A 15,002-nucleotide genomic window follows, 5' to 3' on the forward strand; every position below is an offset into this window, starting at 1 on the left:
AGTGACGGGATTATTCTTGATGCGCGGGATGATGGCCGCGCTGGTCTGGATTACGCTCGTATCCGCAGTCGACGCCGAGACGCTCGCGGCAACGATCGACAATTGGGGGCTGCTCGGCTCCTGGGCGATCGATTGCTCGCTCCCGCCCGATCGCGACAAGGGCGCAATGCTCACCTACGAGGTCAGGCCGGACGGCCGGGTGATGTATCGCCGCGACTTCGGTGATGCCAGAGATGAGAACGAAGTCGTGGGTGCTTCGACCGACGCAGACGGCCTGCTCAACATCATGGTGTTCTTCCCATCGCTGCATCAGGCGCGCGAGTTTGGCCTCGCATTGCAGGAGGACGGCAGCCTGCGCGCGATCTTCAATCGCGGCGAGCGCGGCGACTACACCATCCGCGACGGCAAGTTCGTCAAGACCGGCGCGCCGACACCTGCGCAGCACCGCTGCGGCAACAGCACGTGAGTGCACGCAAGCCGAAACTGAACAACCGTTCAGAATTTTCCTGGCGGTTCCTCCGGAACGTTCGCGCGCATGCGCGGTTTAAATTGGCGTTCATTGGAGGAGGACATCATGAGGAAGCTTGGCTATGTCGTCGCGGCTCTCGGCGCACTTGCGATCGCGGTGCCGACGATGGCGAGCGCCGAGACGGTGGTGATCAAGAACCATCATCACGGCCCCTACGGCGCCCGCGCCGAATTCCGCGAGCACCGTGACTACGGCATGCATCGTGGCTGGCATCATCACGGCGACAGGGTTGTGGTGATCAAGCGTGGCCACCGCCACTACGACTAATGCGCACGCTGAAATGGCCCCGGTGGGGCCATTTCCTTGCATGCGCACGCGGCAAGATCAGTCCCATGCCGGCGCGAAGCCGGGATTGACGCAGCGCCTGTCCTTGGGCAGCGCGGCGATTTTTCTGCGATCGTCGTCATCGAGCGTGATCTTCAGCGCGTCGAGATTGGCCTTTTGGCTCTCCGGCCGCGACGCCTTTGGAATCGCCGCTACATCCTTCCGATCGAGCAACCACTTCAGCGCGACCTGCGCAGCGGTCGCGTTGTGCTTGCGGCCAATCTCGCCCAGGACCGCATCAGAGGCGACGCGTCCCTGCGCCAGCGGGCAATATGCAATCAGCGGAATCGATTTTGCGACGAGATAGTCAATGACCTTCGATTGGTCGAGCATCACGTGATATTCGATCTGGTTGCAGGCGATCGGCGCCCTGATCTCCTCAACCGCGAGCTTGAGCAGCGCGGTGGTGAAATTGGCGACACCGATGGCGCGGGTCCGGCCCTCTTCCTTCAGCCTCATCAGCGTCTCGAAAACCGCCGGCCAGTTCGCACTCCGCGACGGCCAATGCACAAGATAAAGGTCGACGTGGTCGAGCCGAAGCTTGTTGAGGCTGGCGTCGAAGGCGCTGCGGATCGCGTCCGGTGCGAGGTTCTCGTGCCAGACCTTCGTCGTGACGTGCAGCTCGCCGCGCGGCACGCCGGCGCCGGCAATCGCCGCACCGATCGGCTCCTCATTGGCGTACATCTCGGCGGTGTCGATGTGGCGATAACCGAGCGACAGCGCACTTTCGACCGCGGCGCGGCAGACATCGCCCTGCATGCGGAACGTGCCGAGGCCGAGCTTGGGCATGCTGATGCCCTGGGTTTTGAGATTTTCCATGAGAACATTCCTGACGAATTCCAGCCCGCCGGATGCGCGCCGCAAAGGGCCGCGCAAGCAGAATTTTCGGTGGTGGAAGAGCGATGGCGAGCTGAGCACTATAGCTGGGCGGCTAAGGCGGGGCCAATCAAGATCGGGTTAGCTGGCGCCAGCCTCTTACGAATGCTGTGCCACCACGGCAGGCCGCACTTGCGGCTGCGGGAGGATGTCAACCGACCAGAGGTCGCGGTTGTCGACGTCCTTCAGCGTCACTGTCATGACTCCCGTGCGGCCATCGATGTCCACGCGGCCGAAGAACTGGAGTCCGAAGCAGGGCGCAAGGTTCTCACCCTGCTCGGCATTGCAGCCATGCTGGTACATCGCGACCGGTCCAAAGGTGTTGTCGAGCTCGCCCGGTCCCCAGGTGCCGGCATGGAGGGGGCCTGAGACGAACTCCCAGAACGGTTCGAAATCCTGGAAGACCGCGCGGTTGGGATCGTAGTAGTGCGCCGCCGTGTAGTGCATGTCGGCGGTGAGCCAGACGATGTTGCGCTCGCCGGCGCGCCTGATGAAGGACAGCAGATCCGCGATCTCGTGCTCACGCCGGTCGGGCGGACCGTCGCCGAGCGCGACGGCGTCGAGGCTGATCAGCCCGATCGGCAAGTCGGCCGCGATCACCTTCCAGGTCGCGCGCGAAGCGGCGAGTTCCCGCTTCAGCCAGGCGAGCTGCTCGCGGCCCAGGATCCAACCGTTGCGGTCCTCGCCCTTGTTCCAGGTGCCGTCGCGGTAGCTACGCATGTCGATCATGAAGACGTCGAGCAGCGGCCCGTAAGCAATCTTCCGATAGATACGGCCTTGCAGCTGCGGGATCTCGCGGATCGGCATGAAGTCGAAGAACGCGCGCCGGGCGCGCGAAACAAGGCGCGAGGTACCGTTGGCATCAAAGCCGGTCTCGTCGACGCTGCCATAAGGCGACCAATCGTTGGTAACCTCGTGGTCGTCCCATTGCGCGAACATCGGCACCTCCGCATGGAAGGCGCGGAAATTCTCGTCGAGGTGATTGTATTTGTAGTTGCCGCGAAACTGCGCCAGCGTGTGCGCGACTTCCGATTTCTCTTCGGTAACGAGGTTGCGCCAGATCTCGCCGTTCGGCAGCTTCAGTTCGGAAGGAATGGTGCAGTCCGCATAGATATGGTCGCCCGAATGGATGAAGAAGTCCGGACGGTTGTCGAGCATCGTGCGATAGGTGCGCATGCCGCCGCGCGACGTATCGATGCCCCAGCCCTGCCCGGCGGTGTCGCCGGACCACACGAAAGAGACCGACTGGCCAGCGGCCGGCGCGGTGCGGAAATGTCCCGTGCGCGTCTCGCCGGCAACGCCGGTCGCGATGTCGTCGAAGCGCACGCGATAGAAGATGTCCTGCCCGGGCGGGAGGTCGCGCAGCAGCACTTTTGAGGTGAGGTCGGCATCTGGCAGTGCGTTGGCGGATGCCGCGGACAGGATCGTCTTGAAGCTTTCGTCGGTGGCACATTCGACCTGCATCCGCGCGGGCCGATCGGCGCGCGACCAGATGACGGCAGAGCCTTCGGACACGTCGCCCGATTGGATGCCGCCCGCAATCAGCGGGCGGTCAGCGGCGAGGCTGAGATTTGGTTTGGCGAGAGGGCCGAGACCGGCGAGCGCGAGGGAGGATGCAGAGCGGACGAGAAACTGCCGCCGGGTCCATGCGCGCGATGCGCGGAGCGTTGCCATTCAGGAAACCTTCGTCGAATCGCGACGAAAGGTGCCTGCGCTCCTTGACTCCAAGCCGACGGTTTTTTGACTCCGCGCCCACCGTTTTGCGACGGACGGATGACGCTGCGCGTCAACGTTTCCAGTTGCAGATGCCGCCCGACCTGCACGGCCAGGTCTGGACGCGAGCGTCCATAGCCTGCGCGTCCAGCGGATTCGTGTGCCGATGCGCAAGCTTGGTGCGGGCAACGCCACGCGGTTGCGCGCTCTTCGCGCGAGCAACCCGCTGCTCCGGCGCCTTCACGCGCTCGGTCGCGACCGTCTTCGGCGTGACGTCAGGCACGGCACGCGCCGCGTCACTTCTTGCTTCCACCTGGACCGGCGCGAACTGCGTCGTCGGCCCAAGCCGTTTCGGCGACAGCACCGCCTTGGAGAGATCGAGGCCGAGATATTCGTGAGGCTTGTAGTCGTCAGCCATCGCCGCGTTGCTGCATGCCAGCACGAGCGCGGTGGCGAGGCCGAAAGAAACACCTTTCAGGACCAAGAACAGCCTCCTGAAATTCAACTAAGGGCAATTTTACCCTTATTTAGGAGGCGCGAGGCGGATTTCCAGCGGCAGATTGTCATCAGGGTTAGCGGCCGCCGAAGTCGATCCCCCGAGTCACAGGCCTTTCGCAGGCTCAGGAACCTCCGGCCAGCATCTTGACCAACCGATAGAGATACTCCTGTCCCTTGTAGAACGACGCCACGGGAACACGCTCGTCCTTGCCATGGATGCGGTTTTCCCCAATGTCGATCGCCATGCCCGAATGGCCGTAGGTCGGGATGCCCGCATTGCGCAGGTAGCTGCCGTCGGTGGCGCCGGAACTCATGACCGGGAGCACGATGGCGCCGGGGTAGAATTCGCCCGAGAGCTTCTCGATCGCGCCTATGATCTCCTCGTGCAGCTCGCTGGGGGCGCTGATGACAGCCGTATCGATCTGCGTCAGCTTGATGTCGGGATCCGCCAGCACCTGCTCCAACGTCGCCTTGATCTCCTCGACCGGTTCGCCCGGCATGATGCGGCAATTCACCTTGGCGCTCGCCGACTGCGGCAGCGCGTTGATGGCATGCCCGCCCTGGAGCATCGTCGCAACACAGGTGGTGCGGAGCTGGGCGTTGTAGACGGGGTTCGCAGCGAGCCGGACAAAGGACAGCGCCGCCGGATCTGGCTTGTCCGACATCACGGCGCGCATGTCGGCCGCGGTCTGTTCGTTCTCGAACTGCGCGCTCTTTTCGAAATAGCCGCGCGTTGTCGCGTTCAGCTTGAGCGGGAAACTGAACTTGGACAGGCGCACCAGGCCTTCGGCGAGCTTGTAGATCGCGTTGCTCTTGCGCGGCACCGAGCTGTGACCACCGGGATCGGTGACGTCGAGCTGGAAGCTGACGGGGATCTTTTCGCTGGTCTGGACGCCGACGCGGATCGGCTTGCCGTCCTTCAGGCCTACGCCGGCGCCCTCGTTGAGCGCGAATTCGGCGTCGATGAGGTCGCGCTTGTTCCGGATCAGCCACTGAATGCCGAGACCGTCTCGGTCAAATATCTCCTCGTCCGTCTCCAGCGCGACGATGATGTCGCGGTCGGGCTTGTAGCCCTCCTGCTTGAAACGAATCATGCTGGTGATGAAGGCGGACGCCATATACTTGTCGTCGGCCGTGCCGCGACCGTAGTAGTAGCCGTCCTTCTCGGTGAACTTGAACGGATCGACCGACCAGTCCTCCCGCAGTGCCGGCACGACGTCGAGATGCGCGACCAGCAGGATCGGCCTGCGTGCACTGCTGCCGTGCAGACGGCCGACAAGATTGCCCTTGCGCGGCGCGGGCGAGAAGACGTGGACGTCCGAATCGGGAAAGCCCGCCGCCTTCAGTCGCGCCGCCATCGCTTCGGCCGCGCGTGCGGTGTCGCCGGTCGCGGTGGTGGTGTCGATCTCAACGAGTTCCTTGTAAACGTCATGGGAAAGCTGTTGCTGCGGGCTCAGGCCTTCTGCAGCCACCGCCCCGCCGGTGAGCAGCAGGGCCGCGCACGCCACCAGGATGAGCGCGTTCCGGCCTGAAACACCGTTGTTGGTGATCGTCGTCTTCATCGCGTGCTCCAGAATGCAGCCTCGCTGAATTCAGACAGCGGAGGCGCGCTTTGGCAAGCGCGATCGTTCTGCCGTTTTTGCAACCGCCCCCGTCTTATTTCGCGTCCTTCACCGCGATCACCTCGATCTCGACCAGGAAGCCGGGATTGGCAAGCGCAGCGACGCCAACCACCGAACGGGCTGGAAGGTTGGGCTGGCTGCCGCCGTAAAATTGGGTGTAGCCCTCCATGAAGGCCTTGAAGTCCATCGGTGCCGACGCATTGTGCACCAGGAAGACCTGCATCTTGACGACATCGCCCATGGTGAGGCCGAGCCCCTCCAAAATGCCTTTGATGCGGTTGAGCACGCCGACAGTCTGAGTTTTGGTGTCGCCATAGGCCTCTCGGCTCTGAGGATCGGCATTCTTGTTGGCGGCCGGCGGCACCTGGCCGCTGACATAATAGGTCGTGGCATTGCCGGTGACCTGCACCGCCTGCGCGATCGGAAAGGTCGAGTTCGGAATGGGGTGCCGGATGACCTCGGCGTGAGCCGTGCCCGCATGGGCAATCGCAAGCAGCGCGCCAATGACGGCCGCGGTGGTGAATTTCATTGGCTTCCCCTCTTGCCGGGACGTCAACGACGCGCGTCCCTCACCTCGTTCGCCGTCACTGCATCGCCGTACGCATTGCCGAAATGCGTGCGCAGATAATTCACGACGGCGGCGATCTGCGCATCCGTCATCATCTCGCCGAACGGAGGCATGGCGCGCCGGCCGTTAAGCACGAGATAGACGGGATAGCCGCGCGCTTCCAGATTCTTGTCGGCGACGAGCGACGGATAGGCGCCGGCGCCGGAGGCCCCGCCGGCATCCGGCATGTGGCAGCCCTGGCAGACATTGGCGAATAGCTCCTCGCCGGTGGTCTCCGCAAAATTGAAGCCCGAGCTGAAGATGCGGTTTTCGGGACCGTCATGCGCCCGCGCGGTTGCCGACAGCATCATGAGGGCCGACAAGGCAAGCCGCACCGGCCATCGCTCCCATCGAAAACCCTCACTCATCATGTTCTCACCACGCGGTCATGCAGCCTCGCAATCGCGTCAAGCGCGGAGAGGATCGCACCCTCCTGCCAGGCCGGCAGTGCGGAGGCGTGCTCGCCCGCGAGCACGATGCGGCCGTCGATCTGACAGAGGTTGTCGTAGTGCGCGGCGCGCGTCTCGTCGCTCCAGTCGCCGCTGCAACCGAGCACGAAGGGCACCCGGTGCCATGCGACGGCGATGCCATTTTCGAATTCGCTTTTGTATTGCGGGTGAATGACGGCGCCGAACTCGACGGCGCGCGCGATCCGCTCGGCCGGCGACATCGCAGTGAATTCGTAGGAGTTAGGGCCGTCGAACAGATAGGCGCCGAGCAGCACACCGCGCCCGGCGCGGTTGTAGTGATAGTTCGGATAGGCGATCTGGCGGATCGGGAGATCGGTGTAGCTGATGCCGCCATAGATTGCCTCGTCCTCCTCCCAGAACCGACGCTTGAATTGCAGGCCGATCTTGACGGAAGCGGCATAGGGAACGGCATCGATCGCCGACTTCATGGCGGCGCTGACGTCAAGCGGCAATTGGCTCAGAATCGTCAGCGGGATGGTGCAGACACACCAGTCGGCATGGACCTGCTGCACCGCGCCGGGCTTCTTGGCATCGACATAGCTGACGGTGACGCCGCGCGCGTCCTGCTGGATCTGCGTCACCTTGGCGTTGTAGCGGATGAGATCGCCGACCTCCTTCGTAAAGGCCTTGCCGATCATGTCCATGCCGCCGACCGGCTGGAACATCGTGGTCTGAAAATTGTAGTGCGCAAAGCCGCGCAAATAGCGCCAGAGCCGCGACTTCAGCACTTCCGACAGACCCACCGGTTCGCTCGGCTCCGGCATCGCGGTCAATCCGCCACCGGGATCCTTGGTGTAGCCGCGGAATTCCGCCGAGATCAGATTTGCCTTGTAGCCATAGCCATTATCGAGCGCGCCCCAGGAGCGCAGCGCCTGGAGCAGGATCTCCTGATCCTCCTTCGAGACGGTCTCGTCGAGCTTGCCCTGCTGCGTGACCTTTGCGAGCAGCTCGGCGATCTGGCCCTGGAAATCCGCCTTTACGGCGCGCAGGCGCTGCGGCTTGCCGTCGAAGGCGCGCACCGAATGCAAGAGGGCGTTGTGATTGAGCTGATTGAACGGCTCGAGAGCGACGCCCAGGCGCCTGCAGTAATCGAGCAGCGCGCGGTGATGATAGGGAATGCGCCACGGTCCGGGATTGAGATAGAGACCATCCTCGAACTCGCACACCTGCTTGTGGCCGCCGAGCTCGGTGAAGGCATCGCCGCCACGCAGCGTCCAATTGCGGCCGCCGGCACGACCGTTGAATTCGAGGATCTGGACTGTGTAGCCTGCCTTGCGCAACTCCAGCGCCGCGGTCATGCCGGCAAGGCCCGCGCCCAGCACGAGCACGGAGGCGCCTTTGGGATCGCCTTCCAGCCGGATCGGCCCCTTGTAGCGCGATTCCGATGCGAGCCCGAGGCTCGTCATCGCATGATACATGGCAGCGCTGCCGGCTACCGTGCCGATCAACGCAAGAAGATCACGTCGCCTGACGGTTACGGGTTCGCTGTCCATGGCGTTTCGGGAGAGGCCCCAGTCCTGACCCGTCAGCAAACAGTACGCCGCGGAGCGAGGCAACACACGCGTTGTTGATCGGCTCGCCATGACGCGGCGCGATGAGGATCGCTGATCGCGATCCTCATCGTTTGGGTCGCAAATTCAACGTCACGCGACCTTGCGCGCCGCCGCCTTGCCGTCGAGGAAGCCCATCAGCCTGTCGCGGATGATCTCGTCGGCCTCGCTCATGATGCGGTCGACGAGTTCCTTGCAGGAGGGAATGTCGTGGATGAGGCCTGCGACCATGCCGCAGCTCCAGGCGCCGGCATCCATCTCGCCCTCGATCATGATTCTGGGATAGACACCAGCCACCTGGTCGTGGATGTCGTCGATCTTCAATTTGTCGCGCTTATCGCGCTCGATCTCCAGCAGACGGTCGACATTGGCGTTCTTCAGCACGCGCTCGGTGTTGCGCAGCGCACGCATGATCAGGCGGGTATCGAGCTCGCTCGCTGCGACCAGCGCGTTCTTCACGTTCTGGTGCACCGGGGCTTCCTTGGTGGCGATGAAGCGCGTGCCCATGTTCATGCCGCTGGCACCCAGCGAAAGTGCTGCGACGAGGCTGCGTCCGTCGGCCATGCCGCCGGAGGCAACGAAGGGGATCTTCAGCTCCTCCGCCGCGCGCGGCAGCAGGATCATGTTGGGGATGTCGTCTTCGCCGGGATGGCCGCCGCATTCAAAGCCGTCGACGCTGACCGCATCGCAGCCGATCCGCTCGGCCTTCAGGGAATGGCGCACCGAAGTGCATTTGTGGATCACCTTGACGCCGGCTGCCTTCAGCGCCGGCATGTATTGCTCCGGGCTGCGGCCCGCGGTCTCGACGATTCTGACACCACCCTCGACGATGGCTGCAATGTACTCGGGATAAGGCGGTGCCGAGAAAGTCGGGAGGAAAGTGAGGTTCACGCCGAACGGCTTGTCGGTCATCTCGCGGCACCGCGCGATCTCCTTGGCGAGCAGCTCCGGCGTCCTCTGGGTGAGCCCGGTGATGATGCCGAGTCCGCCGGCGTCGGAGACGGCGGAGGCGAGCTCGGCAAAGCCGACGAAATGCATGCCGCCCTGGATGATCGGGTGCTCGATGCCGAAAAGTTCGGTGATCGCGGTCTTCACGTAAGCGTCCTCCTCCCGGATGTTTGTCTGGCGCGAGTTTAGCCGTAGATCCGCGCCACGGTCACCATTTCTCTCCGAAGGGACGGATCTCCATCTCGAAGGTCCAGGCGCTCTTGGGCTGCTGATAGAGCTGCCAATAGGACTCCGCGACCGAGGCCGGCGGCATCAGGAGATCGGGATTGTCGAGCGCATCGGGACCGAGCGCCTCCAGGCGACGCTGCCGCACCCATTCGGTATCGACACCGGAATCGATGATGAGATGCGCGACGTGGATGCTCTTCGGGCCTAGTTCGCGCGCCATCGCCTGGGCGACCGCGCGCAGGCCGAACTTGGCGCTGGCGAACGCCGCATAGCCGCTGCCGCCGCGCAAGGAGGCCGTCGCGCCCGTGAAGAAGATGTTGCCTCCGCCACGCGGCAGCATCAGCCGCGCCGCCTCGCGCCCGGCAAGGAAGCCGGAATAGCATGCCATCTCCCAGACTTTGCGGAATACGCGCTCGGTGGTGTCGAGGATCGGAAAATTGACGTTGGCACCGACATTGAAGATGCAGACCTCGAGCGGCGCGTGCTTGTCGGCGTCATTGAGGAAGGAGATGATCTCCTCCTCCTTGCGCGCATCGAGCGAGCGGGCGTGGATCTCGCCGCCGGCCGCTTCAACGTCCTTCACCAGCGGTGCGAGCTTGTCGCCGTTGCGACGGCCGGCGAAAACGGTGAAGCCTTCAGATGCGAACTTCTTCGCGATCTCGGCGCCGATATAATCGCCGGCGCCGATGATGGCAGCCGTGGCGTTTCGCTTGGACAAGGTCGCCTCCTCATGAGGGCTGCGCCGTGGCGGTATCGACCGCCCACGCAGCACAGGTCGTCGGGTGATATCGACAGCAAACCTATAGTTCTAAAATAGAACTGTCAAATTTTCGCTGCACTTCCAGGGTAGTAGGCCAAAATATCCTGATCTTTCAGATTAGTTCCTTTTTCAGACTTAGGTCATTGGACCGTTGCGAACGGCCAAGCAATTAATGCCCGCGCGCCGGGGCATGCAGGTCGATCGGACGAAGCATCGCAGCGACGGGGATCATCAGGACGGCGATGATCGCAAGCGTCCAGAACACGTCGATATAGGCGAGGAAGTCGACCTGCTGCTGCAAGGTCCTGCCGACCCAGGCGATCGCCTGCGAGGCCGCATCCGATGCATTCGAGCCTTGCGCCTGAAAGAACCGTGTCATCGCATCCACACCCTGCTGATAGCCGAGATCGGACGGCGCAAGATGCTCAATCAGCCGGCTCTGGTGAAATTGCTGGCGCTGCGCCAGGATGGTCTGCGCGAGCGCAACGCCTATCGAGCCGCCGATATTGCGCGCGACGTTGATGAGCGCAGATGCCTGGTTGGTCTTGTCCGGCGGCACGCCATCATAAGAGGCCGTCGTCACCGGCAGGAACAGGAAGGGCAGACCGAGGGCGAGTAAGATGCGCGCCATCGCCGCATAGCCATAGGTGATGTCGCCGTTGAGTCCGGTGAGATGCCACATCGCGACGGCGCAGATGGCCGCACCCGTCATGATGAGATATTTCGGCTGCACCATGCTGACGAGGCGGCCGACCACCGGCATCAGAACCAGCGTTGCGACGCCGCCGGGCGACAGAGCGAGGCCCGCAAGCATCGCCGTGTAGTTCAGCTCGGTCTGCAAGAGCTGCGGAATGAGCTGCGTCGTCGAGATCAGCACCGCGCCGGTGCCCAACATGACTACGAAGCAGGCGCCGAACTGTCGCCGCCCGAGCAGGCGAATATCGACGATGGGATCGTCGCGCAGCAATTCCCAGGGAACTAGCGCTAGCAGGCAAAAAGCGGAAAGACAGGCAAAGGCGACGATCATGTTCGATCCGAACCAATCGTTGCGCTGGCCTTCATCGAGCACGAATTCGAGCGAGCCAAGACCGACCGCGACAAGAATAAATCCGATATAGTCGACACGTAGCCCTCTCGCGAGCAGGGCTGCCCTCTCCTCTTCCGCACCGGATGGTTCTTTCACCAGCGTGCCGACCAGGAACAACGAGACGAGGCCCATCGGTACGTTGATCAAGAACACCCAATGCCAGGAATAGGTGTCGGTGATCCAGCCGCCGAGCGTCGGGCCGATCACGGGCGCGACCACGACGGCGACGCCATAGATCGCGAACGCCTGCCCGCGCTTGTGAGGCGGAAAGGAGTCGGCAAGGATTGCCTGCTCGCTCGTAGCCATGCCGCCGCCACCGAGACCCTGCAAGATACGGAACAGCACCAGAGCCTCGAGACTCCAGGCGAAGCCGCAGAGCAGCGATGCCGCCGCAAAGGTCGCAACGCACATCATGTAGAAGCGCTTGCGGCCGATCACGGTGGAGAGCCAGCCCGAGATCGACAGCACGATGGCGTTGGCGACGAGGTAGCTCGTGATGACGTAGGTACTTTCGTCGAGGCCGACCGCGAGCCCGCCGGCGATGTGGCGTAGCGAGACGTTGGCGATGGTGGTGTCGAGCACCTCCATGAAGGTGGCGATGGAGACCACGAAGGCGATCAGATAGGGATTGTGTCCGCCCGCCGCGGAGCGCTCCGGCGACCAGCCACCCGCCGCCGCGCCACCCTGCGCGATGTCGGTCATCGCACCTTCGTCCAGGGCACGACCGACATGCCCGGTCCCACCGGCAGATCGGCCGGCCAGCTGTCGACCACGATCTTCACGGGCACGCGCTGCACCACCTTGACGTAATTGCCGGTCGCGTTCTCCGCCGGCAGGAGGCTGAATGCAGTGCCGGAGCCCGGCTGCACCGACGCCACGCGACCAGTGAGCTTGCGGTCGGGATAGGCGTCGACGCGGATCTCGACAGACTGGCCAGGCCGCATGTCCTTGAGCTGCGTTTCCTTGTAGTTCGCAACGATCCAGACATCATCGGGCACGAACATCATCAAGCTCTGGCCCGGCGTGACGTAGGTGCCTTTGGCACCGCTGAGCTTGACGACGCGCCCAGGCTGCGCCGCTAGCACGCTGGTGTAGTCGACGTTCAGCCTGGCCTGATCGCGCTGCGCCTCGGACTGCTTCGCCTGCGCCTTCGCACCTTCGAGCTGCGCCTCAAGCGTCTTGATGCCGAGCTCGGCGCTGATTACCGCAGTCTTCGCACGCTCGGTGTTGGCCTGCTGCGCCTGAAGGTCAGAGTGGGTCTGCTGCGCGCGCTGAACAGTGCCGGCGCCCTTCTGGACGAGATCCTGCGCCCGCGCGTCCTCTTCCTGCGCGAATTTGAGCTGGGCCTGGGCCTGTTCGAGCTGTGCCTTGGCCTGGTTGATCTGCTCCTTCTGGGAGTCGATCTGGGCCTCGACGTTGCCGATATTGGCCTGCGAGGCCGCGAGCTGCGCCTCGGCCTGGTCAAGCGCGATCCGATAGTCGCGCTCGTCGATCCGCGCCAGCAGATCGCCGGCATTGACGTGCTGGTTGTCGGTGACAGGGACGTCGGTGACGTAGCCGGCGACCTTCGAGGCGACGGAAAAGCTGCGCGCGGCCACAAAAGCATCGTCGGTCGATTCAAAGTGCCGGATGTTGAGCCAGTAGACGATGCCGGCCACGAGCAGAGCGACCAGGACGAGGGCACCCGCGGCCGTGAGCAGCCAGTGCTCGCGCAGGCGGTCGCGCAACGAGGGCGCGGGTGATGCATCCGCCGCCTCGCGGGCCTTGTTCGAGACGTCCTGGGGGCTGTCCTTGTGCGGGGGCAACAGCGGCTGCTCCGGCAACAGCGGCTGCTCCGCGGACGGCCCACGCGCTCGTGTTTGAGCATCCACGATTCAGTACCTCGATTAGTTCAGACGTACTGACAGCTCGTCCGCATTTCACGCGTGCGACCGCCGTCATGCCCGGTTGACCGGGGCCTCCAGTACGCCGCGGCTCATCCGCGAAGCCACAACCGTCTCTGGAATACTGGATCGCCCGGTCGCGCCGGGCGATGACACCGACAAAGTGGCGCGCGCTTTCGCCCGTTGAGACGAACTCCCCGGCCCTCGCACGGTCAATGCGTCTTGCTCTCGTGCCACTTCTCCAGATCGGGCTTCGCCTCGCCCGATCTCTGTTCCTTCTCCGGATTGCCTTTCCAGGGCTTGTCCGTCTGTGCATGCGATCCCCAGTCGTTTTGCTGTCGGGGATCGTCCGTGGGCTTTTCCCTGCTCATCGGAAACTCCTATTCGGAATTTGCGCTAGATGATCGGCACGCCATAGTAGGCGTTCAGCGCGCGCACCTTGGCCTCGTCGCTCCAGTTCCACTCGGCGGCCTGGCCGTAGTGTGGGGCACCGCGCAACTCCTTGGCGGTGATGCCGGTGACGTAGCCGCCGAGGTCGGTGTCGTATTTCAGAGACTGCCAGGGCAGCGGATAGTGATCGTTGCCGAGCCCGAGGAACCCGCCGAACCCGAGCACGGCGTAAGAAACCCTGCCGCTCTTCTTGTCGATCATGACGCGCTCGATCGAACCGATCCTGTTGTGGTCGACGCCATAGACCGAAGTCCCCTCGACCTTGTCGCTGCCGATCAGCGCGCCTGTTTCGCTTTGATCCATCATGGTGAGATCTCCGTTGAGACTCGCTTTTGCGGATCAACCAAACCGCGAAGCGATCGTTCCGGCGCTCCCGCCACGTGTTCCCCGCCGCGGCCTGGAACAAGGCTGAAAAGCAGCGGTTTTCCCTGACGCGAATTCAAGAGCACCGCGCGCCATATGCTCGAATCCATCCTGCCTTGAAAGGAGTGAGACATGAGCGACTTCCGCGACATCCAGCATGGCGTCAATGATCCCGTCGGCGGCGTCGACGTGAAGCGGCGGATTAACAACAACGAGACCCCGCATGAGAGGGCGCAGCGCTACGCCGACGTGCGCGCGATGCCGAGTGCGCAAGCCGGCGAGCCGTTCCTGCCTGAAGGGCTACGGCGGCCGCCGACCAAGCCGCTCAACCCGCGCACCGGCCGCAATCCGACTGACTAGCGGGGGCATTGGAACAAGCGCTCAAACCGAATGTTGGTCGCCCCACAACACCAGCGCGGCGACCACGTTCTGAACGCCGCCAAGTCGGAGGATGAGGAACCATGAGACGCACACTGATCGCAGTCGGCTGTTGCCTGCTCGCAGGCCCCGTGCTCGCGCAATCGGTCGGCGAGAAAACCGGCGTGAACTCGGTGCTCGGCGTGGCTCCCGCCACGGCCGATTTCGTCAAGGAAGTTGCGATCAGCGACATGTTCGAAATCGAATCAAGCAAGCTCGCCGAGCAGAAGGGCAATGCGCAGGAGAAGACCTTCGCGCAGCAGATGGTGACCGATCACACCAAGACCTCGACGGAGCTGAAGCAGCTCGTCAGCAGCGGCAAGGTCCAGGCGACGGTGCCGACGATCCTCGACAGCTCGCATCAGAGCAAGCTCGACAAACTCAAGGGCGCATCAGGCAAGGATTTCAGCTCGGATTACGACTCCTACCAAGCCAGCGCACACAAGGACGCGGTATCGTTGTTCGAGCGCTATGCCAATGGCGGCGACAATCCCGAGCTGAAGAACTGGGCCAGCAAGACGCTGCCCGCACTGAAACACCATCTCGACATGGCACAGGAGCTCGGCAAGGCGCCGAGCGTCGGCCAGTCCAGAAAGTGAGAACTGCGCCGCTTTGTGAATGCCGACAGACTTGTCGGCATCTCACCGCCTCTTAACTAAAAGCACTAAGAGCGCGAT

Annotated in this window: 17 protein-coding genes; 4 read left to right on the plus strand and 13 right to left on the minus strand. The window is 63.4% G+C overall.

The features are described 5' to 3' along the window. Positions 1 to 19 precede the first annotated feature (19 nt). Positions 20 to 466: a hypothetical protein gene (locus SO180_RS10155; protein WP_449378672.1), complete on the plus strand. Its 447-nt coding sequence runs from the start codon at positions 20 to 22 to the stop codon at positions 464 to 466. 108 nt (positions 467 to 574) lie between these two features. Beyond that, positions 575 to 796, plus strand: coding sequence for a hypothetical protein (locus SO180_RS10160; RefSeq protein WP_449378673.1), 222 nt, complete (start codon positions 575 to 577; stop codon positions 794 to 796). A gap of 57 nt (positions 797 to 853) precedes the next feature. Here the strand turns inward: SO180_RS10160 and SO180_RS10165 are convergent, their stop codons facing one another. The 13 genes from SO180_RS10165 to SO180_RS10225 all read right to left on the minus strand — a co-directional run bounded on the left by SO180_RS10165 (position 854) and on the right by SO180_RS10225 (position 13,851). Beyond that, positions 854 to 1,672 carry an aldo/keto reductase gene (locus SO180_RS10165; protein ID WP_449378674.1) on the minus strand — a complete coding sequence of 273 codons (819 nt, stop codon included), beginning with the start codon at positions 1,670 to 1,672 and terminating at the stop codon, positions 854 to 856. 156 nt (positions 1,673 to 1,828) lie between these two features. After that, positions 1,829 to 3,403: an alkaline phosphatase D family protein gene (locus SO180_RS10170; RefSeq protein ID WP_449378675.1), complete on the minus strand. Its 1,575-nt coding sequence runs from the start codon at positions 3,401 to 3,403 to the stop codon at positions 1,829 to 1,831. A 112-nt stretch (positions 3,404 to 3,515) separates the two neighbouring features. Then, a complete protein-coding gene (locus tag SO180_RS10175; protein WP_449378676.1) occupies positions 3,516 to 3,926 on the minus strand; it encodes a hypothetical protein in 411 nt (136 codons plus the stop codon). Between the two features lie 136 nt (positions 3,927 to 4,062). Then, positions 4,063 to 5,502, minus strand: a complete 1,440-nt coding sequence (locus SO180_RS10180; RefSeq protein ID WP_449378677.1) for a M20/M25/M40 family metallo-hydrolase — start codon at positions 5,500 to 5,502, stop codon at positions 4,063 to 4,065. A 94-nt stretch (positions 5,503 to 5,596) separates the two neighbouring features. Next, complete coding sequence (locus SO180_RS10185; RefSeq protein ID WP_449378678.1) at positions 5,597 to 6,091, minus strand: RidA family protein; 495 nt, start codon at positions 6,089 to 6,091, stop codon at positions 5,597 to 5,599. Between the two features lie 23 nt (positions 6,092 to 6,114). Next, positions 6,115 to 6,537 (minus strand): c-type cytochrome, encoded by a 423-nt coding sequence (locus tag SO180_RS10190; protein WP_449378679.1) that lies wholly within the window; start codon positions 6,535 to 6,537, stop codon positions 6,115 to 6,117. Beyond that, positions 6,537 to 8,132, minus strand: coding sequence for a flavin monoamine oxidase family protein (locus tag SO180_RS10195; protein WP_449378680.1), 1,596 nt, complete (start codon positions 8,130 to 8,132; stop codon positions 6,537 to 6,539). The genes SO180_RS10190 and SO180_RS10195 overlap by 1 nt, the downstream gene beginning before the upstream one ends. A gap of 150 nt (positions 8,133 to 8,282) precedes the next feature. Beyond that, complete coding sequence (locus SO180_RS10200) at positions 8,283 to 9,284, minus strand: NAD(P)H-dependent flavin oxidoreductase (protein WP_449378681.1); 1,002 nt, start codon at positions 9,282 to 9,284, stop codon at positions 8,283 to 8,285. A gap of 61 nt (positions 9,285 to 9,345) precedes the next feature. Further along, positions 9,346 to 10,083, minus strand: a complete 738-nt coding sequence (locus SO180_RS10205) for an SDR family oxidoreductase (RefSeq protein WP_449378682.1) — start codon at positions 10,081 to 10,083, stop codon at positions 9,346 to 9,348. A gap of 211 nt (positions 10,084 to 10,294) precedes the next feature. Next, on the minus strand, positions 10,295 to 11,914 hold the full coding sequence (locus tag SO180_RS10210) for a DHA2 family efflux MFS transporter permease subunit (RefSeq protein ID WP_449378683.1): 1,620 nt from the start codon (positions 11,912 to 11,914) through the stop codon (positions 10,295 to 10,297). Further along, positions 11,911 to 12,939, minus strand: a complete 1,029-nt coding sequence (locus SO180_RS10215; RefSeq protein ID WP_449378773.1) for an HlyD family secretion protein — start codon at positions 12,937 to 12,939, stop codon at positions 11,911 to 11,913. The genes SO180_RS10210 and SO180_RS10215 overlap by 4 nt, the downstream gene beginning before the upstream one ends. A gap of 368 nt (positions 12,940 to 13,307) precedes the next feature. After that, positions 13,308 to 13,466, minus strand: a complete 159-nt coding sequence (locus SO180_RS10220) for a hypothetical protein (protein WP_283036784.1) — start codon at positions 13,464 to 13,466, stop codon at positions 13,308 to 13,310. A gap of 25 nt (positions 13,467 to 13,491) precedes the next feature. Next, positions 13,492 to 13,851 (minus strand): PRC-barrel domain-containing protein, encoded by a 360-nt coding sequence (locus SO180_RS10225; RefSeq protein ID WP_449378684.1) that lies wholly within the window; start codon positions 13,849 to 13,851, stop codon positions 13,492 to 13,494. A 189-nt stretch (positions 13,852 to 14,040) separates the two neighbouring features. Here SO180_RS10225 and SO180_RS10230 point away from each other — a divergent pair, with 189 nt between their 5' ends. Further along, positions 14,041 to 14,268 (plus strand): hypothetical protein, encoded by a 228-nt coding sequence (locus SO180_RS10230; RefSeq protein WP_449378685.1) that lies wholly within the window; start codon positions 14,041 to 14,043, stop codon positions 14,266 to 14,268. Positions 14,269 to 14,369: 101 nt separating this feature from the next. Continuing rightward, positions 14,370 to 14,924 carry a DUF4142 domain-containing protein gene (locus SO180_RS10235; RefSeq protein WP_449378686.1) on the plus strand — a complete coding sequence of 185 codons (555 nt, stop codon included), beginning with the start codon at positions 14,370 to 14,372 and terminating at the stop codon, positions 14,922 to 14,924. Positions 14,925 to 15,002: the final 78 nt, after the last annotated feature.

This window comes from Bradyrhizobium sp. UFLA05-112 (assembly GCF_053572325.1).

What these genes read in the sequence shown, in the direction of transcription:
- SO180_RS10170 (WP_449378675.1), bottom strand. Translation starts at nt 3,403, where the DNA reads ATGGCAACGCTCCGCGCATCGCGCGCATGGACCCGGCGGCAGTTTCTC.
- SO180_RS10180 (WP_449378677.1), bottom strand. Translation starts at nt 5,502, where the DNA reads ATGAAGACGACGATCACCAACAACGGTGTTTCAGGCCGGAACGCGCTC.
- SO180_RS10185 (WP_449378678.1), bottom strand. Translation starts at nt 6,091, where the DNA reads ATGAAATTCACCACCGCGGCCGTCATTGGCGCGCTGCTTGCGATTGCC.
- SO180_RS10220 (WP_283036784.1), bottom strand. Translation starts at nt 13,466, where the DNA reads ATGAGCAGGGAAAAGCCCACGGACGATCCCCGACAGCAAAACGACTGG.
- SO180_RS10230 (WP_449378685.1), top strand. Translation starts at nt 14,041, where the DNA reads ATGAGCGACTTCCGCGACATCCAGCATGGCGTCAATGATCCCGTCGGC.
- SO180_RS10190 (WP_449378679.1), bottom strand. Translation starts at nt 6,537, where the DNA reads ATGAGTGAGGGTTTTCGATGGGAGCGATGGCCGGTGCGGCTTGCCTTG.
- SO180_RS10210 (WP_449378683.1), bottom strand. Translation starts at nt 11,914, where the DNA reads ATGACCGACATCGCGCAGGGTGGCGCGGCGGCGGGTGGCTGGTCGCCG.
- SO180_RS10160 (WP_449378673.1), top strand. Translation starts at nt 575, where the DNA reads ATGAGGAAGCTTGGCTATGTCGTCGCGGCTCTCGGCGCACTTGCGATC.
- SO180_RS10225 (WP_449378684.1), bottom strand. Translation starts at nt 13,851, where the DNA reads ATGATGGATCAAAGCGAAACAGGCGCGCTGATCGGCAGCGACAAGGTC.
- SO180_RS10235 (WP_449378686.1), top strand. Translation starts at nt 14,370, where the DNA reads ATGAGACGCACACTGATCGCAGTCGGCTGTTGCCTGCTCGCAGGCCCC.
- SO180_RS10195 (WP_449378680.1), bottom strand. Translation starts at nt 8,132, where the DNA reads ATGGACAGCGAACCCGTAACCGTCAGGCGACGTGATCTTCTTGCGTTG.
- SO180_RS10165 (WP_449378674.1), bottom strand. Translation starts at nt 1,672, where the DNA reads ATGGAAAATCTCAAAACCCAGGGCATCAGCATGCCCAAGCTCGGCCTC.
- SO180_RS10155 (WP_449378672.1), top strand. Translation starts at nt 20, where the DNA reads ATGCGCGGGATGATGGCCGCGCTGGTCTGGATTACGCTCGTATCCGCA.